Raw genomic sequence first — 24,222 nt, 5'->3', positions numbered from 1 at the left:
AAATCTCCTCTCTTAATTTGCTTTAGAGACGAGATTGCTTCGCGGTACCACCCTAATTATGAATGAATCTTTCATCATTCATCACTTTTCATTATAACGGTATGAAACCGGCGGGTGTTAGCCGCACTCAGGTTTAGCTTCCATGACTCGACATCCGGGATTCTTCCAGCCGCGTGGAATCCCTCTCTGAAGCGTTTGCGGGCACTCCGGAGATTGGGCATGATTTGCCGTCACCAAAGGTCCCAACGCTTATGAATGGAGGCACATGTACTCGTAACCCTCAATGTATTGTCACATTTGATTTGCTGATAGTATAGATAACTTTTTTGCAAATGTCAATTATATTCCCTGACAGCTGCAATATGTGACACGATAACATTTATAACGGCCAGAACGGGAACAGCTAATATCATCCCAATCACACCACTGATCTGACCACCCAATAACAAGGCAAAAATAATGGCAATCGGATGAATATTGACGCTTTTGCCAACAATATAAGGTGACAACAGATTACCGTCAATTACCTGAATGATAAAAATACCCGCCAGCACAATCAGTACCAGTTTACCTGATATGGTTGCAGTTATGGCTACAGCCGGAATCGCTCCGATAATCGGTCCGAAATACGGAATAATATTCGTAAGCGCCATAATAATCGCCAGTAATAATGCGTATGGAACATCTAAAAATTTAAATAGCACAAAGGCTGCCAGACCGACAAACAAACAGACAACAAACTGTCCACGTATGTAATTCCCAAGTCCCTCATCGATTGCACGGCATAATAAGCGGGTTTGCGCATGATACTTTTCCGGGATCCATGTTTTGAAATAGTTTTTTATCGCGGCGAAATCCTTCAAAAAGTAGAAAACTAACACAGGTATGACAGTGATAATAATGATCATATCGAAAATTTTGGTGAAGCCTCTTACCACATCTGTCAGTAAATTTTCAATGTACATTTCCGCTTCGTATATCAGCTGATCCATCCTGTCGTGCACGTTTTCCGGTAAAAAAGAGGTGTATTCGTAAAGGCTGTATATGAACTCACGGTACATGTCAATCAATTGTGGCAATTGTTCCTGCAACTCACTGATTTGCTGAATGACAGCTGGATAGACACGATAACCCAGGTAACCAATCCCGCCAAAAAAAAGCAAATATATCATCAAAATGGCCAAGCTTTTAGGCATAATGTACGCATGCATCTTTTTAATAACCGGGTATAACAAATAAGCAATGAGAACAGCAATCAGAAATGGGAGCAGCAGATGCCAGAAAAAAGAAACGATGGCCCCGTAAACAGGGAAAAGTTTAACAAGTAAATAGATAAATAATAATACAAAGATTCCGGTTATAACCCAAGCAAGAAAATTCAATGGCTTATTGTGATGAAACATAGCCTGCACCCCCTGAATAATAAGGGAAGGTTTTTTCTGTTATGAAGAGTACCATTGAATTTTCCGTTCGTCTTCCGTAAACAAATCATCAAGGGAGCTCAGCGAACCATCCGCTTCAACCTGATAAATTGTCAGTTTTTCATTGAATACAGTCAGTTCAATAAAACAATTCCAGCAATAAAATTGCTGTGTGCCAATTTTCCCTATATCCTTTCCACGGCAATTCGGGCATACCAACATAGTGAAAAGCTCCTTTTTTATCCCGCCTTAACAAACAGCAAGCCCCCATATAATCGTAAAACTTATAAATTATGTTGGGAGCTGACTGTCTGTTAAGGTCCGATTCGTTTCAACTAACATTCAGCGGGAGAAACGTCCCGCTGAATGGCGTTTCATTTTATTTCTCTAGCCTTTACCCGAATGCCAAAAAATATACGTGGTTGTTTACATAAAGTCATATGGTGTAATTTCCTCATTTTCCGTATCCGGCTCCTGGTGCACATGAACATCTTTCAGACGCTCAATGAGCTGCTCTTTAAGAGACGTATAGCGCTGATTGGAATCAAGTGTGTTGACACCACGTAAAAACGCTTGCTTGTTACCGCAAATAATCAATGATTTCTTACTTCTAGTGATCGCTGTATAAAGCAAATTTTTCTTAAGCATGCGATGATAGGCGGGGACCACAGGCATTATGACGATCGGAAATTCACTGCCTTGTGATTTGTGGATGGAGATACAATAGGCATGCATGATATTCATATAATCTTTCCGTTCATAAACAACTTCTTTCCCATCAAAATCAACCACAAGTTGTTCCGTATTGTCAACATTCTCGTCTTCCTCAAAGATAGCAGCCACTTTACCGATGTCACCATTATAAATGCCATCTTCCGGCTGATTGACAAGCTGCAGCACTTTATCACCAATCCGATACACGGCATCTTTTGTTTTAATTTCCCGTTTTGAAGGTGAAGACGGATTGATAAACTCTTGTAAATAATGATTGATCGTCGTTATGCCTGCTTGTGAGCGGTACATAGGTGCCAGAACCTGAATATCCTGCAAATCGATTCCTTTTGCTTTAGCCCGCTCAAATACGGCAGTCACGGCATCCGTCAGCTGGTGTTCAGTGCAGGAAATAAAACTGAAATCCTTATCTTTTTGTAAAGCACTTTGATCACACGTATCCTGTTTGATCAAGTGTGCCAGTTCAATGATTTTTGACCCTTCTTTTTGTCGATAAACATCTTGAAGACTGACATACGGAATCAGTCCACTCCCCAATAGATCAGCCAAAACCTGTCCGGGACCGACCGAAGGCAGCTGATCTTCATCTCCCACCAGCAATACTTGCATATCATCCGGAATAGCTTTGAACAAACTGTTGGCCAGCCAGACATCGACCATGGAAAATTCATCAACAATCAAATATTTGCCTGACAATGGTTCATGTTCATTTTTCTCAAAATCGCTTTGTCCGTCCCATCCCAATAACCGGTGAATCGTTACGGCCGGAAGTCCGGTTGACTCGGTTAATCGCTTGGCAGCTCTACCGGTGGGGGCTGTTAAAATGAAAGGGAAATCACTTTCGGAATCGTAGGCGTCCGGGTCAACCGGCATGTCATGAATTTCTGCGTAAGCATTCAGGATGCCTTTGATGACGGTCGTTTTTCCGGTGCCGGGACCACCTGTAACTATCATTAACTTGGAGCTGAGTGCCTGCCGAATTGCCTCAAATTGTTCCTTGCCGTAACTGAGTACTTCCCGTTCTTCAATATCCCCGACAATTTTCATCAATTCTGCCAAAGCGACATCATGTTCAATAGGCTTGGTGATCAGCCGTTTGACGTTGGCTACAAACCCGTCTTCAGCATAGTAAAGCGAAGGCAAGTAAACATTCCCGTCATGCATGATCACTGTTTTTTCCTGATTCAATTCCTCCAGCCGGCCGGTGACCATGTCTTCTGTGAGCGGCTGTTCCGGGTTGGCCAGTAAATCAATGACCTCCTGGACACACATTTCAACCGGCAAAAATACATGACCATTATGGATATTTTTTTGCAGCACATAAATACACCCAGCACCAATCCTGTTCGGGTGTGTTAAAGATAAGCCATTCCCGCGGGCGATCTGATCGGCCGTTCGAAAGCCAAATCCTTCAATGTCAAACACAAATTGATAGGGGTCTTCCTGTAAAACGCTGATCGTTTTGTCCTTGTATTCTTTATAAATTTTTTGTGCCATTTTAAGACCTATTCCATATTTGGACAAAACAATCGCAACATGCTCAAATCCCTGGTTTTCCGTCAATGTTTCAACGATGAGGTCTCGCTTGTCTTTTTTTAAACCGGGAACGTTTCCCAGTGCATCCGGATCGTTTAAAATCCTGGAAATGGCATTATCACCCAGAGCCCTAACAATTTTTTCAGCCGTTTTTTTGCCGATTCCATGAAACAAATCACTCGAGAGGTAGGCAATCAGCCCATCTTTTGTATCCGGAATGTATGTCTGATAGGAAGTCACTTTATATTGCAATCCAAATTTAGCATGCCTCTCAAAGCGCCCGTAAAAAAAATAGGCAGCCGTCTCCTGCAGACCGGAAAAATGACCTTTGATCACAATATCTTTTTCCCGGTAATCCTCATTCGTATCAAGAACTTTTATTTTGGCAATAGAGAAGTTTTCCTGCTCATTGTGAAAGATGGTATACAGCAGTTCCCCTTTAATATACCCATTGTCCTGATGAGACTGTTTATCCGTTACCATACGAACAACCTCGCTATCTTACATACCGGTATTTTTCCATACTTCCTTGATTTGTTTTTTGGCATTTGCCGCCAGGACATGCTCGGGCTGAATTTCCAGCGCCTGATTGAAATGATCCAGTGCATTGGACAGATTTTCTTCATAAAGGGAAATGACACCCAGGTTATAATGGGCATCACTATGATTGTCATCAAGTTCCAGCACTTTTTGAAATACCGGTTTTGCGTCGTCAATATGCTCACTTTGCGCAAGCGACAGCGCATACTGGAACAAATATTCCGTATCCTCAGGGCTTAATTCCACTGCACGCAGTAAATATGGCAATGCCAGTTTATATTCTTCCTGATGAAAGAAAGTCATACCAAGCAAATAATATGCATCAGCTTCTTTCAGTCCGATGTTAATCGCTGTTAAAAAGTTCTTCTGAGCTTTTGGAAAATCAGATTCCTCATAGTAAAGATTCCCTAACCCGTAATAGGCAGTCGCTGCCTTCTGATCCAGTTCAATGGCCCGCTCGTAAAATCGCCGGGCACGTTCCGGATCATTAATATGCAGCAATAAATTACCGAAGTTGATATAGCCAACAGGGTCTTGCGGATTTTCCTCTATAATATCATTGAAGAGTTTCGCTGCTTCTTCATATTTCTGTTCTTTCATGAGCTCGATAGCCTGCTGATTTTTGTCCATCATCTCACCTCATCCCGGAAATCGTCTTTATCTGTTAACCGACATAGTCCAGATAGTGCTCATCTTTAATGACATGATCAATTGTACCGCCGCCTAAACAAACATCACCATCATAAAACACAACTGCTTGTCCGGGGGTGATTGCCCGCTGTTTTTCAGCAAATTCAACATGCACTTTACCATTTTCCATTTTGGTAACGCTGACAGCACTATCTTTCTGACGATACCGGAACTTGGCTGTACATGTGAATGTTTCATCAGCTGTATCATTGATCCAATTAACATCCGAGGCGATCAGACTATCCGAATAAAGCTTATCATTGTCAAAACCCTGACCGACATACAGCACATTTTCATCAAGGTTTTTACCAACGACAAACCATGGTTCACCAGCACCGCCGATACCGAGCCCTTGACGCTGGCCGATCGTGTAATACATGAGTCCGTCATGGCGGCCTTTTTCAACACCGTCCAATGTTTTCATAGCGCCCGGCTGTGCCGGCAAGTATTCACTCAAAAATTCTTTAAAATTCCGTTCGCCGATAAAGCAGATACCAGTACTGTCCTTTTTCGTTGCAGTCACCAGATCATGTTTATTGGCAATTTCCCGTACGTCGCTCTTGGTAAGATGGCCTAATGGAAACATCACTTTCGCCAATACATCTTCTGTCAGTTGATTCAAAAAATATGTCTGATCCTTGTTGTCATCAACACCGCGCAGCATTTCATATTTCCCGTTGATTTCCCTCACTTGTGCGTAATGCCCTGTCGCCAAATAATCCGCTCCAAGTGACATCGCGTGTTCCAAAAATGCTTTAAATTTGATTTCCTTATTACACATAACATCCGGATTTGGTGTTCGGCCTGCTTTATATTCATCGAGAAAATAAGTGAACACTTTATCCCAGTACTGCTTTTCAAAGTTGACGGCAAAATACGGGATATCCAGCTGATTGCAAACGCGGACAACGTCATCATAATCTTCTGTTGCAGTACAGACACCATTTTCGTCAGTATCATCCCAATTTTTCATGAAAATGCCGACAACGTCATAGCCTTGTTCCTTTAGAAGCAGTGCGGCAACAGATGAGTCAACGCCGCCGCTCATACCGACCACTACCCGTGTATCTTCTTTGTTTTTCATCATTATCACCACCTTTTAATCAGTTAGCCGCTTAACGATTTTGGAAACACGATCAGCCGCTTCCGTCACATTCTCTGTCGTATTGAATGACCCGAAACTAAACCGGATCGAATTGGTTATCCGTTCATCACCTTTGCCATACATTGCCGAAAGTACATGAGAAGGTTCTACTGACCCCGCTGTACATGCGCTGCCGCTTGATGCAGCAATGCCATCCAGATCAAAATTAGTCAGCAATGATTCAACATTGGTGCCCGGGAAACTGATATTGACAATCGATGCAATACCTTCTTCCGGCTTACCGTTCACTTCATATGCTACCCCGTTCTCAGACAGTTGTTTCATGAATTGTTCTTTATAACTCCCGTACGTCTGTTTACGTTGATACTTTTCTTCAATGGCCAGTTCGACGGCTTTCCCGAATCCAACAATGCCTGGAACATTTTCTGTGCCCGGCCGCCGTTTTCGTTCTTGTTCGCCGCCAAATTGCAATGCCTCGATTTTCACGTCACTCGAAACGTATAGAAAACCGATACCTTTTGGACCGTTTATTTTATGGGAGGAAACCGTCAGTAAATCAATCCCGGATGCTTTGACATTAATATCCAATAATCCGTAAGCCTGTACAGCATCCGTGTGAAAATACGCCTGGTGGTCTTTTAACATATGACCGATCGCTTCAATAGGCTGAATCATACCAGTTTCGTTATTGACATACATGACAGACACCAGAATGGTTTCATCTGTTAAGGCTTCCTTTAGATCATCAATATTAACAATCCCTGTATCATCAACCGGCAAATAGGTGACATCAAAACCCTGCTGCTCCAGAAATTCAGCCGTATTCAGTGCGGCATGATGTTCCTGAACAGTCGTAATGATATGGTTCCCTTTATTTTTATTGGCCAAAGCTGTGCCAATCAGTGCCAGATTATCTGCCTCTGTTCCGCCGCTTGTAAATACAATCTCTTTTTCATTGGCCTGAATGCTTCTTGCCATCGTCCGCCTTGCCTCATCCAAATATTGTCTCGCTTTCCGTCCAAATGAATGAACACTTGACGGATTGCCAAAAATAGTCGTCATAACAGGTGTCATCGTTTCAACAACCCGCTGATCGATCGGGGCTGTTGCTGCATGATCCAAATAGATACTTTCCATGGTTATTACCCTTTCCAGTTCATTATATATAAAACATATAGGCATCCTGCTGCTGATCATTTTCATGCCGTTTTAAATCTTCCAATGTTGTTGTATCCAATACGTCTTTGACAGCATCTCTTACGCGTATCCATAATGCCTGTTTTGCCGGTTCCTCATTCTCGATTCCTTCGACTGGGGATATCGGGCCTTCCAGCACGCGGATAATATCGCCTGTTTTTATATCACGGGGATCTTTTGTCAGCTCATAACCGCCATACGCACCACGGACACTCTTGATCAGACCGGCATTCCTCAATGGAGACGCCAGCTGCTCCAGATAATGTTCGGATAATTCCTTTTCCCGTGCGATTGTCTTCAGCGATATTGGCCCACTGCCATATTTTCTAGCCAGCTCCAGCATAATGGTTAACCCGTAACGGCCTTTTGTGGAAATTTTCATCATTTACACCTCACGTCAGCTTCAACGTTCATTATCGATGTTCACAATACAAAATATTATAGCATGAATGACCTGTTTCTTGCATTTTAACACAATCAGAATTACGCTTTTAATTAGACATCTTCATTATTTTATAAAAAGGACGATCAAAATGAAACAAAAACCACTTGCATTTCGTATGCGCCCTAAACACATAAATGAGATTATCGGCCAGGAACACCTGGTTGGTAAAGGAAAAATACTTTCACGGATGATTCAGGCCGAGCGCCTGGCATCGATGATATTATTTGGACCGCCCGGGACCGGAAAAACCTCCATGGCTTTTGCTCTTGCTAAGAGTCTGCAGCTGCCGGTCAGAATGCTTAACGCCGTTGTTGATAAGAAAAAAGATATGGAAATCGTTGTCGAGGAAGCAAAAATGAGCGGACAAGTCGTATTGGTGCTTGATGAGGTGCACAGGCTTGATAAGGCGAAACAGGATTTTTTGCTTCCCCATATTGAAAGCAATCTTGTCACATTGATTGGCTGCACGACAAGCAACCCTTATCATTCTATCAATCCTGCCATACGCAGCAGATGTCATTTATTCGAGCTGCATCCATTAACGATCGAAAATATTAAAACGGCCATCAACAGGGCAGCAGACGATGTTCAGAATGGACTGGGTTCTATCCCTGTCGAACTCAAGGAAGATGCTTTGGAACATTTAGCACTGGCTGCAAATGGGGACATGCGTGCAGCATTGAACGGTCTTGAACTTGCTGTATCTTCAACACCGAAAGATAAACAGGGTAACATTGTCATCTCACTTGATATTGCCGAAGAATGCATGCAGAAAAAAAGCTTTTCCCATGATAAGGATGGTGATGCCCATTACGACGTTCTGTCAGCCTTTCAAAAATCCATCAGGGGCAGTGATGCCAACGCAGCACTGCATTATCTCGGACGTCTGATTGAAGCAGGCGATCTCGACAGCATTGCCCGCCGCATGATTGTCTGCGCCTATGAAGATATCGGGCTTGCAAATCCACAGGCCGGACCACGCGCTGTTGCCGCCGTTCAGGCTGCCGAACGTCTTGGTTTCCCTGAAGCACGTATACCATTAGCCGTCGCAATCGTGGAACTGTCGTTGTCACCTAAATCGAACACGGCATATAAAGCGCTAGATGAAGCCCTGTCCGATATCCGCAGCGGCAAAAGTGGAGACGTGCCGGCACACTTGAAGGATGGCCATTATCAGGGCGCCAAGAAAATGGGAAGAGGCATCGACTATAAATATCCGCACCATTATGAAAACAGCTGGGTCAATCAGCAATATCTGCCGGACACCATTAAAACAAAAAATTACTACAAGCCTAAAGACAGCGGCAAATTTGAACAGCAGCTGAAGCAGGTACATGAAAAAATTCAGGCGGAAAAAAATAATACTAGATTTTAGAGGTATAATCCTTTTTTCAAGCGGTCACACTAAACAATAAAGGCAAAATCTATTGTTGAACTGTTATTGAAAAAAGGAGTTGAATGTAATGGCCAAAGTAAGACAGGATGCCTGGTCCCATGAAGATGATCTGCTCCTGGCGGAAACGGTGCTGCGGCATATCAGAGAAGGCAGCACACAATTACATGCATTTGAGGAAGTGGGCGATCAATTGAACCGTACCTCAGCTGCCTGTGGTTTCCGCTGGAATGCTGAAGTAAGAAACAAATATAATGATGCGATAGAACTCGCCAAACGGCAAAGAAAAGAGAAAAAACGCGCCACTGCTGCAAAAGCAAAACAGCCGGTCATCACGGTACCGCAGAATAATCGATCAGATTTGGATGAAGCGGAAGATGGCCAGCAATCTATAACAATGGATTCGGTTATCCAATTTTTAAAACAATTGAAAAGAGACTATCAGGCTTCCAATCAATCAAAACGGTCGTTGGAACAAATGCAGAAAGAAAATGAAACACTAAGGAACCAAGTGAGTGAATTGGAAAATAAATTAACACGTACGACAAAGCAGCTCGAAACTGTACAGGAAGACTATCAGGTGTTCATGCAGATTATGGAACGGGCCCGGAAAATGACCGTCTTTGATGATCAGGATTCATTAAAATCCCCATCATTTAGAATGGATAAAAACGGAAATCTGGAGCAGGTTGTGGATGGGTCATCCAATCAATAAGAAAAATCGATTGAGAAACATAAAAGGAATCGGCTAATTGCCGATTCCTTTTATTTAGGCCGACCTCTGAGTCCCGATCTCTGATATCCGTTATCATCCCGCATGTAATGGGGAGTAATCCCCCCCAAAAACGGGGGACAACTCCCCTAGATGTCCGATTCTGTTCAACTAATCATTCAGCGGGAAAGATTGCCCCGCTGAATGAAGTTTCACTTTATGTATCTATCAATCCCAATTGTGCCGTCTGTTTGAAAGTTTTGATCCCGCTCTTGGCAGGTGGGTGCCCTGTTTCATATTTGTTATGCTTCCCCGCGTCCGGGGCGTGCATGCAACATGAAAACCTATTCGGGCTCCCTTTTATAAAATTGTTCGGTCAAAACGAATGTCTCAGACGAACACATCAGGATTGATGAATGCAGCATGTAACTTAACTGTGAGTTTATTTTATCATACAGCTGCTTTATAATCAATCATCTGTCATATAAAATATTCATGATAGAGATTACAAATTAACAACATTTTTTCATTTTGCTCATATGTCATCACTGATTTGAATAGACAATTCGTCAAGCTGTGTTTGGCTGACATCACTTGGTGCATCTGTCAGCAAATCAGATGCCGACGCTGTTTTCGGAAACAGGATGGTGTCCCTCAGGTTTGACCTTCCTGCTAATAGCATGACAATCCTGTCCAGCCCCAGCGCAATCCCGCCGTGTGGAGGTGCACCATATTCCAGTGCCTCGAGTAAAAACCCAAACTGTTCATTGGCTTCTTCCATCGTGAAACCCAATACATCAAACATTTTCATCTGCTGATCTTTCTTATGAATACGCAGTGATCCACCGCCAAGTTCATAGCCGTTCAAGACAAGATCATATGCATTGGCCCGGACATTCCCTGGATCATTATCCAGCTTGTCAAAGTCTTCTTCAACCGGCATTGTAAAAGGATGGTGGGCAGCAAAATATCGCCCGAGGTCTTCATCGTACTCCAGTAATGGCCAATCGGTCACCCAAAGAAAATTAAACTTACCCTCATCAATCAAGTTCAATTCCTTTCCAAGTTTCAGCCTTAATGCACCTAAACTGTCATACACAATGGCTGTTTTATCGGCACAGAATAAAAGCAAGTCGCCATCCTCGGCAGCTGATCGCTCAATCAGCCCGTTTTTCTCATCAGCAGACAGGAATTTTGCGATCGGTCCAGTCAATTCACCGTCGTCAACTTTAAGCCATGCCAGACCTTTAGCGCCATAAACTTTCACAAAATCAGTTAGTTTATCAATAGCTTTTCGGGAATAATTGGAAGCCTGTCCCTTCACATTCAACAGGCAGACTTTTCCCCCTGATTCGATGGCACTCTGAAAAACTTTAAACGACGAATTTTCCATAATATCCGATACATGGATCAATTCCATACCGAATCTTGTATCAGGTTTGTCAGATCCAAACCGCGCCATTGCTTCATTGTAAGACATCCGTGGCAGCGGCAGTGTCATATCTATATGCTTAACCTCTTTCAAAACATGTTTCATCATGTTTTCAGTCATGTCCATTATCTCATCACCGGTCAGGAATGATGTTTCGATATCAACCTGGGTAAATTCCGGCTGTCGATCTGCACGTAAATCTTCATCCCGGAAACAGCGGGCGATTTGATAGTATTTTTCAAAACCACTCATCATGATCAGCTGTTTAAACAACTGAGGAGACTGAGGCAATGCATAAAATTGACCTTGATGGACCCGGCTCGGCACAAGATAGTCTCTAGCACCCTCAGGCGTACTTTTCGTTAAAATCGGTGTCTCCATTTCGAGGAAGCCGTCATCATTTAAAAAGTTGCGTATCGCCTGTGTAGTTTGATGACGCATTTTGAACGTTTCCTGCAGTGTACTTCTGCGCAAATCGATATAACGATATTTTAAGCGTAAGTCCTCGGCAACATCTGTTTCTTCCTGGATCAGAAAAGGTGGCGTTTTAGCCTTATTCAAAATTGTGAGGTCTGAAGCAAGCACTTCAATCCGGCCGGTTTCCATTGCCGGATTAATCGTTCCCTCGTCACGCTTGACCACTTTGCCCCTTACTTCCAGGACATATTCGGTTCTGACTGTTTCAGCCGTTTTCAGGGCTGTTTTCGAATAATCCGGATTGAATACGACCTGCACAAGACCGGATTTGTCACGCAGATCGATGAAAATAAGTCCACCCAAATCACGGTGTTTTTGGACCCAGCCTTTCAGCAATACTGATTGATCAACATCATTTTCACTTAATGTACCGGCTAATATTCGTTCACGCATTACGATTTCCTCCTGACAGTTTTCCACTCAAAAATTCGGTTAACTGAGCCAACGATACTTCTTCCTGATCACCAGTCGCCATTTCTTTTACATTAACGGTACCCTGCTTGAGTTCATCTTCGCCAAGAACGAGGACATATTTGGCACGATAACGATCTGCCGCTTTAAATTGTGCTTTTATTTTCCGTCCCTGGTAGTCCCGGTCAATCTGGATACCATTTTTGCGTAAATCATGGAGAATCTGAACAGACGCTTTTTCGGCTTCATCACCAACAGCCACAAGAAAACAATCCAAATCGTCACTTGCCGGAATATCAATATTTTCAGCTTCCAATGCCATTAACAGACGTTCAAGCCCCATTCCAAAACCGATCCCTGGTGTCTCAGGTCCGCCCAATTCCTCAACAAGTCCATTATATCTGCCGCCGCCGGCAAGTGTCGTGATCGCTCCGAATCCATCTGCTTCACTCATGATTTCAAAGGCCGTGTGATTGTAATAATCAAGACCACGCACCAGGTTCGGATCTACTTCATAATCAATTCCCATAAGCGTCAAATAATGTTTGACTTTTTCGAAATACGCCATTGACGCGTCATTCAAATAGTCGAGAACGGATGGTGCGCTCTTCATGGCCGGATGATCTTTATCCGTTTTGCAGTCCAAAATACGTAATGGATTTTGGATAAGCCGTGTTTGACAGTCACTGCATAATTCTTCCTTATGTGGTGTAAAATGATCGACCAATGCCTGACGGTGTCTCTCCCGGCTTTCCTTATCCCCCAGCGAATTAATCACCAGTTTCAGCGACTTCAACCCAAGTTCACGGTAACAGGTCATGGCCAGATCGATGACCTCTGCATCCACTGCCGGGTCTGCACTACCCATTACCTCAACACCGAATTGATTCAGCTGCCGCATTCTCCCTTTTTGCGGACGTTCATAACGGAACATTTGGGCAAAATAATAAAGTTTGACCGGCTGACTCGGATTGCCATGCATTTTATGTTCAACAAATGAGCGAACGACCGGTGCGGTGCCTTCCGGGCGCAATGTCAGACTCCTGCCGCCTTTATCTTCAAACGTATACATCTCTTTTTGAACAATATCGGTCGAATCACCCACCCCGCGCTGAAAAAGCTCTGTATGTTCAAATAAAGGTGTGCGGATTTCCTCGAAATGATATCTTTCGCAAATGTCTTTTATATTTTCCTCAACAAATTGCCACTTTGCTGCTTCTTCAGGCAAAATATCAATCGTTCCGCGTGGAGCTTTCATATTCATATCAATACCCCCTATAGCATTTAAAAATAATGGCCTTGTTAAACTTGAATGTGGATTTTAGCTCCAGATGCGCACTATACGCGGGCTACAGTCGCTAATCATTTGACGATAAAAAACTCCCATCCCCTGCTGATAAGGGACGAGAGTTTACCCGCGTTGCCACCCTGCTTGATGTTTTTCAACATCCGCTCTTCACAGTTAACGCCTGCAAAACGTCTATACCTACTCACGATGATTCGATATAGAACCTAAGGAATGTCGTTCATCAGGGCTCAATGCGAAAATGTTTTCAGCCGATGACATTTTCTCTCTTTGCACAAGCGATCTGATTACTCTTTCCCTCACTGGTTCGTTTAATTATCGTATTGAATGAGTACTATAATAAGGTTTCATCATTATAATGTCAAGTACGGATGATTTTTTTCTTCAGTCTTTTAACCTCACCAAGTGAAATTCCCAATTCTTCTGCTATTTCCATATGATTAAACTGGTCTTCCATCTCTGCGAAGCGGTGAAAGTCTGCTCCATAAAATGCTTTATTGACATTCGTATGCCACTGTTTTTCATTCATACGCATTAGCGTATTCCTCCTTCACAGACTCTATTTTTGCCTATTTTTAAACTTTTTATTACAATCAGGATAATGAAGCGTGTTCAGGAGGAAATGATGTGACCTTTAAAAAATTAGCCGGAATGCTTTTGTTTATTCTATGCTTGGCTTTCACACCTGTTGTACAAGCTGACAAAGCCGTTGTAACCACAGATGACTTGACTATCCGGTCAGGACCGGGGACTGATTATCAGCCGACCGGCCAGGTACATACGGGTGAAATGCTGCAAATAATCAGCAGGAAAGATGGTTGGCTGGAAATAAAATTAAACAATGGCAGCGGATGGGTGACGGGCGAATTTGTTAACATTCATTCCGAATTAAGTGAGGATTCAACAAAGCGTGATAGAACTACTGATTCTGCCAGCAGCAGTATTACCATCCAGTATGACAATACCCATTTGCGGGAAGGCCCTTCAACGTCATATGACATTACCGGTTATGCCAAAAAAGGTGATGAATTTAATGTAACGTCGGCAGAAGACAACTGGTATGAAATTGCAAATGAGGAGATGTCCGGATATGTTTTAAAGGATTTTGTCGACCGTCATGCTCCAACATCGTCAGGTCTGGAAGATAAAACTATCGTTATCGATGCTGGACATGGCGGTCGTGATGTGGGTGCAATCGGAGCAAGCGGGACATATGAAAAAGATTTCACTTATCAAACGATGCAGGAACTCAAAAAAGAAATGGCCATTCTTGGTGCCCGGGTTGTTTTAACGCGGGAAGCGGATCAATTTGTTTTTCTCAGCAGCAGGACGAGCCTATCCAATTTAGCAGAAACCAATGCTTTTATCAGTATCCATTACAACAGTTTTCCACAAGCACCCGATGTAAATGGAATCGGTACTTATTATTATCACAAGCGGGGTGAAGAATTGGCCCGGCTTGTTCAGGAAGGCCTGATCAGGAAAACCGGCGCAAATGACCGTGACGTATTTAAAGGAGATTATCAAGTCCTCAGGCAAAATGATCATCCCGCCATTCTCGTTGAACTCGGATTCATTTCCAACCATGAAAAGGAACAGCTTCTTCAGACAAACAGCTATCAAAAACAGTTAGTATCAGGGATTGTTGCCGGTCTTACCCAATACTTTAAATAGCGGTAGTATGGTGAACCATTCTACCGCTATTTATCATCCGTATCCAGGATAATTGTCACCGGCCCTGAATTTGTCAGCTGTACTTGCATCATTTCGCCGAATTCGCCTGTCTCCACCTGAACACCTTGCTGTTCAATCTGCTGGTTAACATATTGATAAAGGTCATTTGCCTGTTCAGGTTTGGCAGCATTCAGATAATTTGGCCGCCTGCCTTTACGTGTATCAGCATACAGTGTAAATTGTGAGATTGACAGAACCTGTCCTGAAACGTCCTTTAACGAACGATTCATTTTACCGTCCTGGTCATCAAAAATCCGCAGATTCACGAGCTTATTGACCAGATAATCGGCGTCTTCTGGTGTATCATCATGCGTGACACCGAGCAAGACAACCAAACCGTGATCGATGCTCCCTGACTCTGCTCCGTTCACTGTCACGCTTGCGTTTGACGCTCGTTGAATAACTGCCTTCATTGTCTCAAGTCCCCTTCCGTTCACTATTGAACTGTGCGTGTTACTGTGTAAACGTCTTTTATTTGTTTAATCCGATCAACAATCCGTTTTAAATGCCCTGTATTATGAATCAGTATCGTTATGTGAATCACAGCCATACGGTTTCGATCGGAGCGGCCGTTAACATACGTAATATTTGTCTTCGTTTCATTTACCGCCTGTAAAACTTCATTCACTAACCCTCGGCGATCAAACCCTGATATTTCCAGGTCAACATGGTACTGTTTCTTATCGGTGTCTTGGTTTTCCCATTCAACATGAAGACGGCGCTGTTTGGCTTCTTCAGTCTGGATATTCGGACAATCCGCCCGGTGTACAGACACGCCCCTGCCTTTCGTGATATATCCTACTATCGTGTCACCGGGCACTGGATTACAGCATTTGGCCAGGCGCACCAGTAAGTTGTCAACACCTTCCACTTTGACACCCGAATCCCGTTTTTGCACCTTTTTGGTGATTTTATCAGTTTTGACTTCTTCGATCGTTTCTTCAAGGTTTTGTTCTTTTTGTTTTTCCTGGCGTAATTTATCTGTCAGACGTGTCGCGATCAATGCAGGTGTAATCCCCTGATAGCCTACTGCGGCATACATATCGTCCTCAGTGGAAAAATTAAATTTTTCAAACACACGTTTTAAATTGTCCTGGGTCAGTACTTCTTTCGGTTCGATACCGAGTGAACGGATTTCTTTTTCAACTGCTTCCTTGCCTTTACTGATATTTTCTTCACGGCGCTGTTTTTTAAAAAATTGTTTGATCTTACTTTTTGCCTGTGACGTCTGGGTGATTGCCAACCAGTCCTGGGAAGGGCCATACGAGTGTTTGGAGGTCATGACCTCCACAATATCCCCATTTTTCAGTTGATAATCGAGTGGCTCCATTTTTCCGTTTACTTTGGCACCAATTGTCTTATTACCGACTTCTGTATGAATCCGATAGGCAAAATCAAGCGGAACCGAGCCGGATGGCAACTCAATAACATCACCTTTTGGCGTGAATACATAAACCATATCGGAAAACAGGTCAACTTTTAATGTTTCCATGAATTCTTCCGCGTCATGTGTTTCGCTTTGCCAGTCCAGAATTTCCTTAAACCAGGTTAATTTTTTCTCAAACGATTGATTATCTTTAGATAATTGCTTGCCTTCTTTATAAGCCCAATGTGCAGCGATACCATACTCAGCAATTTCATGCATCTCTTTTGTGCGTATCTGCACTTCAAGCGGATCACCTTTTGGTCCAATTACTGTCGTATGCAATGACTGATAAAGGTTGGGCTTGGGCATGGCAATATAATCCTTAAACCTGCCCGGCATCGGTTTCCAGCACGTGTGAATGATACCCAATACGGCATAGCAGTCCTTAATACTGTTGACAATAATCCTTACAGCCAGCAGGTCATAAATTTCATTAAACTGTTTATTTTGCTTGACCATTTTCCGGTAAATACTGTATAAATGTTTTGGCCTTCCTGAAATATCCGACTCAATATTGACATCATTCAACTGATGTTCCAGTTCCACGATTACCTCATCGATATAGGTTTCCCGTTCTTCACGTTTTTGTTTCATCAGCTGAACGATCCGGTAATACTGCTGAGGGTTAAGATAGCGCAATGCCGTATCTTCCAGTTCCCATTTTATCGTCGATATCCCAAGACGGTGGGCTAAAGGCGCAAAGATTTCCAATGTCTCATTGGAAATCCTGCGCTGCTTATTCGGCGGCAAGTGTTTCAACGTCCGCATATTATGCAGACGGTCGGCAAGTTTTATCAGAATAACCCGGATATCCTTTGCCATCGCAACGAACATTTTGCGGTGGTTCTCCGCCTGGATGGCTTCCTTTGATTTATATTTAATTTTGCCGAGTTTGGTGACACCATCGACCAGCATGGCTAGTTCATGGTCAAACGATTCCTCCAAATCGTCCAATGTCATATGCGTATCTTCAACCACATCATGCAAAAAACCGCCGGCAATCGTCACCGGATCCATTTCAAGACCTACCAGAATTCCGGCGACCTGAACCGGATGAACGATATAAGGCTCGCCTGATTTACGGAATTGGCTTTTATGTGCATCTTCGGCAAATTCATATGCACGGCGAAGAAAAACAGCATCCTCTTTTGAAAGGTACTCCCGGGCTTTATTAATCACTTCTTCGATTGTTAATATTTCTTCTTTAGCCATAAAATCACCTGAATTCACTTTAACAATGCTTTGGTCAGCCGGATTGGCCGCTCCGTCTGCCAGCACAGTTTTCCAGCCTGTAAGTTAGATAATATTTGCTGCAGGTTTATCCCATTGTTTATAGTATTAAAAATTTTTGCTGAAATGTAAAGGGAAAACCGTTCACCGGTCCGCTCCCGGATTTTTCAGAATTTCAAATCAATAAGAACAGGCCTGATGAATGATTCGATCAGACCCTAAAAAATCATACTGAACGCTAATAGCTCGTCAGCGCCAGTACATCGTATCCTTCCAATTTTTCCATTCCATTTAAATAGGAAAGTTCAACCAGAAAAGCACATCCAACGACAATTCCACCCAGTTCTTCAACCAATTTGATCGTAGCTTCGATCGTGCCGCCTGTTGCAAGCAAATCATCTGTGATCAGAACACGCTGTCCGGGCTTGATCGCGTCTTGATGAATCGTCAAGACATTCTTACCGTATTCCAGCCCATAATCAACTTTTATCACTTCACGCGGCAGTTTACCTTCTTTCCTGACTGGTGCAAAGCCCACTTCCAGCGCATAAGAAACAGGGCAGCCGATAATGAATCCTCTAGCCTCAGGACCGACTACGAGATCAATATTTTTTTGCCGAGCAAATGCCACAATTTCATCCACTGCTGATTTAAATACTTTCCCATTATCCATCAGCGGGGTAATATCTTTGAATTGTACGCCTTCCTTTGGCCAATCTTCAACAATCTGTATATGTTTTTTATAGTCCATAAACGAGTTCCTCCTTGGGCGTTCCCCTGTCTTTTATACATTCAGACAGCCACGATCTCAGTTCATCATATGTCGAATAATATAATATTTTTTCAATTTCGGCCTTATTCAGTCGATCCTGATAGACTGCAGATTCCGTCAGGTCTTTTTTTACGGGATTTGGATTGATTTTAATAAAATCATTCTCTATTTTAACAAAATCAAGATCAAAAAACACGTTTGCCATAAATTTAATACGCTCTTTGGTCCATGCCTTTGCATCCATGATCATAGGTAATTCCCTGTTTATATCAATTTGTTTCCGCTTATGAAGAAGTGCATACAACCATTTGAAATCTTCCCTCGCTGGAAAAACATTCATGAACGCACTGTCCTGAAGCGAGAAACATGCATGGATATTGGCAGGATTGAATCTCTCAAGCAACCATTTAAATGTTTCCAAATCCGTCGGCATATCGAATAGAAATAGTGTATTGACTTCCCTTAAAACGCTTATATCCGTATCATATGTCACACATAGGACATTATCAGGATAAGCATTCTCATCCGGCAATGACTGATAGACAGCTGCACAATCAATATGATCCTGAACATAAGGCGTTATATCAAATTCAAGCTTGCCGCGATGATCAAACAATTGCCTCTCATCAATCTTCATATCCTGCATAATAATCTGTACTTTGCGAAAGCCGTTCCATTCATTAATGCCAAGCTCACCGACAATCGATATGGGTGTCTTTGATGACAAATGATCATATAAATCCCCAAAACCGAACCCAATGCCCTCCAGAATCTTATCCTGGTGGCGGAACTGCATTTTTAAATGTTTTTTATTATGGCCGATCTGCCTTATATCTTCAGGCACTTCCTTCACATGAAAAACAGGCTTGGGATTGGCCATGCCAAACGGAGCCAGCTGACTTATTTCCTCCACCAGCTCTTCATTGATTTCCGGTAAACCGATTGTCTTGACAACCTCAATTTCCTGGGTAAAATCTTCTGCTGTCAGTTCTTGATGGATTAAATCATTCAGTTCTGTTTTTAACGATTGGAGGTTATCCAATGGGAGCGTCATCCCTGCGGCTTGTGCATGACCGCCAAAGTGTGTGAAGATATCCCTTATTTTCATACAGTTTGCAAATAAGTCAAAGGCGGGTATACTTCTGGCAGATCCCTTCATGATGCCATCTTCCGGCAAAATGGACAGAACAATTGCCGGGCGGTCATATTTCCGGACAAGGTTTGAGGCTACAATACCCAATACACCCTGATTCCAACCTTCTTTGGCCACAACAATGACACCCTGATTGTCAACCGGTCCTGTTATTTCTTCAGCTTCTTTAACAATGTCGCTGACTATCTTTTGCCGTTCCTCGTTGATTGATTGGATGCTCTCTGCCATTTGATCGGCTTCATCCTGTACGTCGGTCAGCAGCAACTGAACTGCCAGATCAGCGTCTTGTAATCTTCCAACAGCGTTCAGCCTGGGGCCGATCGAAAATCCGATATCCTCTTCAGTTACCTCTCCGTTTATACCACAAACTTTTTTTAATGCAACTAGTCCCGGTTTATCAGAATTGGATAATGTTTTTAACCCGTAATAGGCAATGACGCGGTTTTCACTGATCAGTGGGACAAGGTCCGCAATCGTCCCAATTGCTGCTAAATCAAGCAGATGCTTTGGAAAATACCCAAGCAGTCTTTCAGCAAACTTAAATGCGACGGCCGCCCCCGCAAGATCCTTAAAACCATAGTCAGGAGAACATTTCGGATGAATAATGGCATAAGCATCCGGGAGCTCTTCCTGTGGCTCGTGGTGATCGGTAATAATCAGATCCATTCCGAGCTGTTTGGCAATCGATGCTTCATGTACGGCGGCAATTCCGGTATCCACGGTTATAATTAATTCATAGCCATTTTCATGTGCCGCTTTGAATGCTTCCTCATTTGGGCCATAACCTTCCGTAAAACGATTGGGGATATAGTAATCACATACCGCACCAAGTTCCTGCAGTGTTTTGATCATAATAGCCGTTGAGCTGACACCATCAGCATCATAATCCCCATATACCAGAATTTTTTCATCAGCAGTGATGCCTTTATGTACCCGCTCTGCTGCTTTATCAATATCTGACAAAAACTGTACATCATATAGCTGTGCTAAATCAGGAGATACAAACGCTTCAGCTTCTTCATGTGATGTAATCCCCCGCTGTGATAACAATTCTTTGATAAGCGGAGAGAATCTATTTGAATCCAAATGTGATAGATGGCTCTGACTGTCCGCAAACTTCCATTTCATTTTACTCTCTAACATAAACTCACTCCTGACTAATCTAGTATACAAGAGATAGCCACGGTGAGCAATCGGGTTTATTTATCGTGAAACAGTTGTTGCTCAATTTCTTTTTAAAGAATCCAATTGTTGTTATCATGATGCATAGGAACTCCACCTTTCTAGTCTCTGACAATTCTAGTTTATCAAAGGTGAGAGTTCCTTTGTTGTTTAATGCTAAAGAAATAAAGACTTAACCTTCTCTGATATTGGGATTCCGCCACGGTACCACGATATCAGAATATTCCTATTTTTGCCTACCTTCCCGTAAACATTTTACTCATACTATTTATCGGAACCGCTTCCTTTAACATCCGTTTCCTCAAGTAGATCATGCTTTTTTAGAGTTTCTTTTAACTGTTTATTTTCAGTAATATATGTGTTCCGTTCACGCTGCAATTGGATCATTTTCACCAGGCCAACCGCTGCAGTGATGATTCCGCCCATTAATACGGAAAACAGAACGACCAGTATTAATGGTGCTTCGCCACTGCCAAATAAATAATTAACTTCAACCGGATCGACATTTATCACGGCAAAGACTGCGACAATTAACACAAAAATAATGGCAAGAATTACATAGGTCTGTCCTCTCAAATTGATTCTCCTTTGTAAATGGGTTTATTATCTAATTACCCGTTATCACCATGAAATAACCATAGACCCCTGATGCCAATGCTGGCTTCAGGGGTCTCTATCATCACACTTGCGGACCTTCTGTTCGTTTCTTTTTGACAAAACTAACCGGTTTTTTCTTGATATTTTTCCCGCGCCAGACGAGCCACAGCTGTGACGCAAGGAATAAGGAGGAATACGTACCTGCCAGGAGCCCTACAGCCAAAGCGATTGCAAATCCGGTAATCGACTGGGCACCAAGGAACAGGAACGCCAGAACGGCAAGCATTGTTGTGACGGTGGTATTGATACTGCGTGTCATCGTCTGCACAAGACTTCGATTGACAATTTTGGCAAGTTCTTTAAACGATTTGACCCGTTTCTTTTTCCTGAGGTTTTCTCGTATACGGTCAAACGTCACAATGGTGTCGTTAATGGAATATCCGATAATCGTGAGTATTGCGGCCACAATGGTCACATCAAATTCAATCTGCGCCAGACTGAATATCGCCAATATGAAAAAGGCGTCATGGAGCAGCGCAATGATGGCTGTAACCCCAAAAAACAGTTCAAACCTTATTGTGACATAGATAATCATGCCGATTGAAGCGATTGCCACTGCATAAAGAGCATTTTTCACCAGCTCCTCCCCGACAATCGGCGAGACAACACTGACACTTGTTTCCGCATTGAAGTTTTCCCCGAAATAGGTTTGAATCTCGGAAATCCGATCTTCATCAATCACCCGGTCATACCGGAGAATCGCTCCCTCGTTATTATCACCGGTCAGGACAACTGACTCGGCCTGCAAGTCCAATTCCTCCAGACCGCTTTCGATTTCTTTAGTACTCAGGCTGTCTTCTGCTGCCAGCTGGATTCGTGATCCGCTGGTGAAATCAATGCCGGGGTTCAGCTGAAAGAGTCCCAGTGAAAGGGCTCCGAGAATAACCATAACCGCCGAAGCTACAAAGAATTTTTTGCGATGCTGGACAACATTCAGTTCCCGGTTGAATACTTTCGGTTCATACTCTGTTGAGTCAGCAATATCTTTAATATCCTTTTGTTTCACACCAAACCAGCCCGGCCGATTTTTAAGTAATTTGCTTTTCACCCATAAGCTCATGAGCAACCTCGTTCCATAAACAGCTGTCAGAAAACTGACAACGATACTTAGAATCAACATGGTCGCAAATCCTTTAACAGAGCTGGTACCGAAAATAAATAACACAGCTGCCGCAAGCAATGTCGTAATATTCGCATCGACTATGGCACGAAGCGAGTTTTTGGACCCGGCTTTAAACGATGCCAGCACCGATTTACCTTGCCTCAGTTCTTCCTTGATTCGTTCGAAAGTGATGACATTGGCATCTACTGCCATGCCGACACCGAGAATCAGTGCCGCTATCCCTTGCAGCGTCAGGACACCGTTCATCAGATTAAACACTAACAGAACCAAAAAGATATAAACACTTAAATTGATTGCCGCAATAATACCCGGAAAGCGGTATACAGCCATCATAAATAGAAATACAAGACCGATGCCGATAAACCCGGCGAAAACAGTTTTATCCAATGCCTGTTCACCGAATTGGGCACCAACCGTGTTTGAATAAATCTCTGTCATGTTGACCGGCAGTGATCCGGCATTAATGATATCGGCTAGTCGCTGAGCCGATTCGACCGTAAAGTTACCTTCTATCATCACATTGGTTGTGTTTAAGGTTTGTTGTACCCCGGCAGCAGAAACATACTTCGGATCTTCTTTCTGAACTTCTTCATCAAATGAATCGCCATCCTGATAATCCATCCAAATGACTAATAAGTCTTCCCGCTGTGGAAAAGGGGCTGCCGCATCATATTTGGACGATAATTCACTTGTTATGTCACGAAATTTAGAAGCATCCTTTAATTGCAGTGTAACAATAGGTTCGTTTGTTTGCTGCGAAAAATCCTGGCTGGCGCCTCCTTCCACCAAATCAGTACCATCCATCAGCTTCTCATCTTCCACATTCCTGAAAGACAAACGTGCTGAAGTGGACAATAGTTCGCGAGCCTCTTCCTGATTTTCAACCCCGGCGAGCTGTACCCTTATCCGGTTATCGCCTTCAATATCGATATTTGCCTCACTAATACCTAACCTGTCGACACGTTCATTAAGAATTCTAACAGTATTTTCGAGCAAGTCTCTGTCAGTCTCCTGATCTTCCTCAACAGGTTCCACTTCGTACAAAATTTCAAAACCGCCCTGAAGATCAAGACCTAAATTAATATCTTTCGCAATGCCTGTCACCGTTGAACCAATCGTTCCTGCCAATACAAGTACGATCAGAAAAAAGGCAACAATTCTGCCTCTTGTTTTCATCTGTCGTTTTGCCTCCCTTAATTCATACGGGTGTTCATTATGTATCCATTAATTCGTTTCTGTCTGATCATTTTCAGTCAGCGCTGCAATGGATGCCGCTAAATTTTCATCCTGATGGGCATTGACCGTTAAATAACTCATATAGATATTGGAGGATAAATGAAATATATCCTGAACCACTTCATATAGACGTTTGGAAGGATTGCCTTTCCAAACTTTTTCGACCAGACAGTTCCAAATATCTTCACTTGTTGCCTGATTATAACCCATTAAACCCAATTCAGTTACCTTGCTTTTCAATGCCGGCCCTATTTCCGACTTCCATTCCTCGACTGGTTTGTGCATGTCTTAGGCCACCCTTCGTACCCTTAT

At 42.9% G+C, this 24,222-nt stretch carries 20 protein-coding genes, 1 other RNA gene and 1 other annotated feature; of the genes, 3 read left to right on the top strand and 18 right to left on the bottom strand.

Annotation, left to right across the window (positions count from 1 at the left end):
• Positions 1-335: 335 nt before the first annotated feature.
• The 7 genes from VK080_RS00835 to cymR all read right to left on the bottom strand — a co-directional run bounded on the left by VK080_RS00835 (position 336) and on the right by cymR (position 7,603).
• Positions 336-1,403: an AI-2E family transporter gene (locus VK080_RS00835; RefSeq protein WP_324222901.1), complete on the bottom strand. Its 1,068-nt coding sequence runs from the start codon at positions 1,401-1,403 to the stop codon at positions 336-338.
• A gap of 39 nt (positions 1,404-1,442) precedes the next feature.
• On the bottom strand, positions 1,443-1,643 hold the full coding sequence (locus tag VK080_RS00830; protein ID WP_324222900.1) for a hypothetical protein: 201 nt from the start codon (positions 1,641-1,643) through the stop codon (positions 1,443-1,445).
• Between the two features lie 204 nt (positions 1,644-1,847).
• Positions 1,848-4,172, bottom strand: coding sequence for an ATP-dependent RecD-like DNA helicase (locus VK080_RS00825; RefSeq protein ID WP_324222899.1), 2,325 nt, complete (start codon positions 4,170-4,172; stop codon positions 1,848-1,850).
• A gap of 18 nt (positions 4,173-4,190) precedes the next feature.
• Entirely contained in the window at positions 4,191-4,859 is a 669-nt protein-coding gene (locus VK080_RS00820) for a tetratricopeptide repeat protein (protein WP_324222951.1), read from the bottom strand.
• A gap of 34 nt (positions 4,860-4,893) precedes the next feature.
• On the bottom strand, positions 4,894-6,003 hold the full coding sequence (gene mnmA, locus VK080_RS00815; protein WP_324222950.1) for a tRNA 2-thiouridine(34) synthase MnmA: 1,110 nt from the start codon (positions 6,001-6,003) through the stop codon (positions 4,894-4,896).
• Between the two features lie 15 nt (positions 6,004-6,018).
• Positions 6,019-7,161: a cysteine desulfurase family protein gene (locus VK080_RS00810; RefSeq protein ID WP_324222898.1), complete on the bottom strand. Its 1,143-nt coding sequence runs from the start codon at positions 7,159-7,161 to the stop codon at positions 6,019-6,021.
• Positions 7,162-7,183: 22 nt separating this feature from the next.
• Positions 7,184-7,603, bottom strand: a complete 420-nt coding sequence (cymR, locus tag VK080_RS00805; RefSeq protein ID WP_324222949.1) for a cysteine metabolism transcriptional regulator CymR — start codon at positions 7,601-7,603, stop codon at positions 7,184-7,186.
• Positions 7,604-7,754: 151 nt separating this feature from the next.
• Here cymR and VK080_RS00800 point away from each other — a divergent pair, with 151 nt between their 5' ends.
• Together VK080_RS00800 and VK080_RS00795 are read left to right on the top strand one after the other, a co-directional pair.
• Positions 7,755-9,041, top strand: coding sequence for a replication-associated recombination protein A (locus tag VK080_RS00800; RefSeq protein ID WP_324222897.1), 1,287 nt, complete (start codon positions 7,755-7,757; stop codon positions 9,039-9,041).
• A gap of 88 nt (positions 9,042-9,129) precedes the next feature.
• Positions 9,130-9,774, top strand: coding sequence for an RsfA family transcriptional regulator (locus tag VK080_RS00795; protein WP_324222896.1), 645 nt, complete (start codon positions 9,130-9,132; stop codon positions 9,772-9,774).
• A 224-nt stretch (positions 9,775-9,998) separates the two neighbouring features.
• Here VK080_RS00795 and ssrS read toward each other — a convergent pair.
• The 4 genes from ssrS to VK080_RS00775 all read right to left on the bottom strand — a co-directional run bounded on the left by ssrS (position 9,999) and on the right by VK080_RS00775 (position 13,932).
• Positions 9,999-10,184: non-coding RNA, 6S RNA (ssrS, locus tag VK080_RS00790), on the bottom strand.
• Positions 10,185-10,306: 122 nt separating this feature from the next.
• Positions 10,307-12,073 (bottom strand): aspartate--tRNA ligase, encoded by a 1,767-nt coding sequence (gene aspS, locus VK080_RS00785; RefSeq protein ID WP_324222895.1) that lies wholly within the window; start codon positions 12,071-12,073, stop codon positions 10,307-10,309.
• A complete protein-coding gene (hisS, locus tag VK080_RS00780) occupies positions 12,066-13,355 on the bottom strand; it encodes a histidine--tRNA ligase (protein ID WP_324222894.1) in 1,290 nt (429 codons plus the stop codon). The genes aspS and hisS overlap by 8 nt, the downstream gene beginning before the upstream one ends.
• A 132-nt stretch (positions 13,356-13,487) precedes the next feature.
• Positions 13,488-13,709: a binding site (T-box leader), on the bottom strand.
• 49 nt (positions 13,710-13,758) lie between these two features.
• Positions 13,759-13,932, bottom strand: coding sequence for a sigma factor-like helix-turn-helix DNA-binding protein (locus tag VK080_RS00775; protein WP_324222893.1), 174 nt, complete (start codon positions 13,930-13,932; stop codon positions 13,759-13,761).
• Positions 13,933-14,024: 92 nt separating this feature from the next.
• On the opposite strand from VK080_RS00775, the gene VK080_RS00770 reads away from it, so the two are divergent.
• Positions 14,025-15,071: an N-acetylmuramoyl-L-alanine amidase gene (locus tag VK080_RS00770; RefSeq protein WP_324222892.1), complete on the top strand. Its 1,047-nt coding sequence runs from the start codon at positions 14,025-14,027 to the stop codon at positions 15,069-15,071.
• 26 nt (positions 15,072-15,097) lie between these two features.
• Here the strand turns inward: VK080_RS00770 and dtd are convergent, their stop codons facing one another.
• The 7 genes from dtd to VK080_RS00735 all read right to left on the bottom strand — a co-directional run bounded on the left by dtd (position 15,098) and on the right by VK080_RS00735 (position 24,195).
• Positions 15,098-15,544, bottom strand: a complete 447-nt coding sequence (dtd, locus tag VK080_RS00765; protein WP_324222891.1) for a D-aminoacyl-tRNA deacylase — start codon at positions 15,542-15,544, stop codon at positions 15,098-15,100.
• Between the two features lie 23 nt (positions 15,545-15,567).
• The gene (locus VK080_RS00760) at positions 15,568-17,769 is read right to left on the bottom strand and encodes a bifunctional (p)ppGpp synthetase/guanosine-3',5'-bis(diphosphate) 3'-pyrophosphohydrolase (RefSeq protein ID WP_324222948.1); all 2,202 of its coding nucleotides are present in this window, start codon (positions 17,767-17,769) and stop codon (positions 15,568-15,570) included.
• Positions 17,770-18,025: 256 nt separating this feature from the next.
• Positions 18,026-18,538 carry an adenine phosphoribosyltransferase gene (locus tag VK080_RS00755; RefSeq protein WP_324222890.1) on the bottom strand — a complete coding sequence of 171 codons (513 nt, stop codon included), beginning with the start codon at positions 18,536-18,538 and terminating at the stop codon, positions 18,026-18,028.
• Positions 18,528-20,855, bottom strand: coding sequence for a single-stranded-DNA-specific exonuclease RecJ (recJ, locus tag VK080_RS00750; RefSeq protein WP_324222889.1), 2,328 nt, complete (start codon positions 20,853-20,855; stop codon positions 18,528-18,530). The genes VK080_RS00755 and recJ overlap by 11 nt, the downstream gene beginning before the upstream one ends.
• A gap of 303 nt (positions 20,856-21,158) precedes the next feature.
• Positions 21,159-21,470: a LapA family protein gene (locus tag VK080_RS00745; RefSeq protein WP_324222888.1), complete on the bottom strand. Its 312-nt coding sequence runs from the start codon at positions 21,468-21,470 to the stop codon at positions 21,159-21,161.
• Positions 21,471-21,573: 103 nt separating this feature from the next.
• Entirely contained in the window at positions 21,574-23,850 is a 2,277-nt protein-coding gene (gene secDF, locus VK080_RS00740; protein ID WP_324222887.1) for a protein translocase subunit SecDF, read from the bottom strand.
• A gap of 48 nt (positions 23,851-23,898) precedes the next feature.
• Positions 23,899-24,195, bottom strand: coding sequence for a post-transcriptional regulator (locus VK080_RS00735; protein WP_324222886.1), 297 nt, complete (start codon positions 24,193-24,195; stop codon positions 23,899-23,901).
• Between the last annotated feature and the right edge of the window lie 27 nt (positions 24,196-24,222).

It is taken from the genome of Lentibacillus sp. (assembly GCF_035301925.1).
In the GTDB taxonomy this organism is placed as follows: domain Bacteria; phylum Bacillota; class Bacilli; order Bacillales; family Amphibacillaceae; genus Lentibacillus.
Note: the sequence above shows the minus strand (reverse complement) of the source record. Positions and strands in the feature narration are given on the sequence as shown.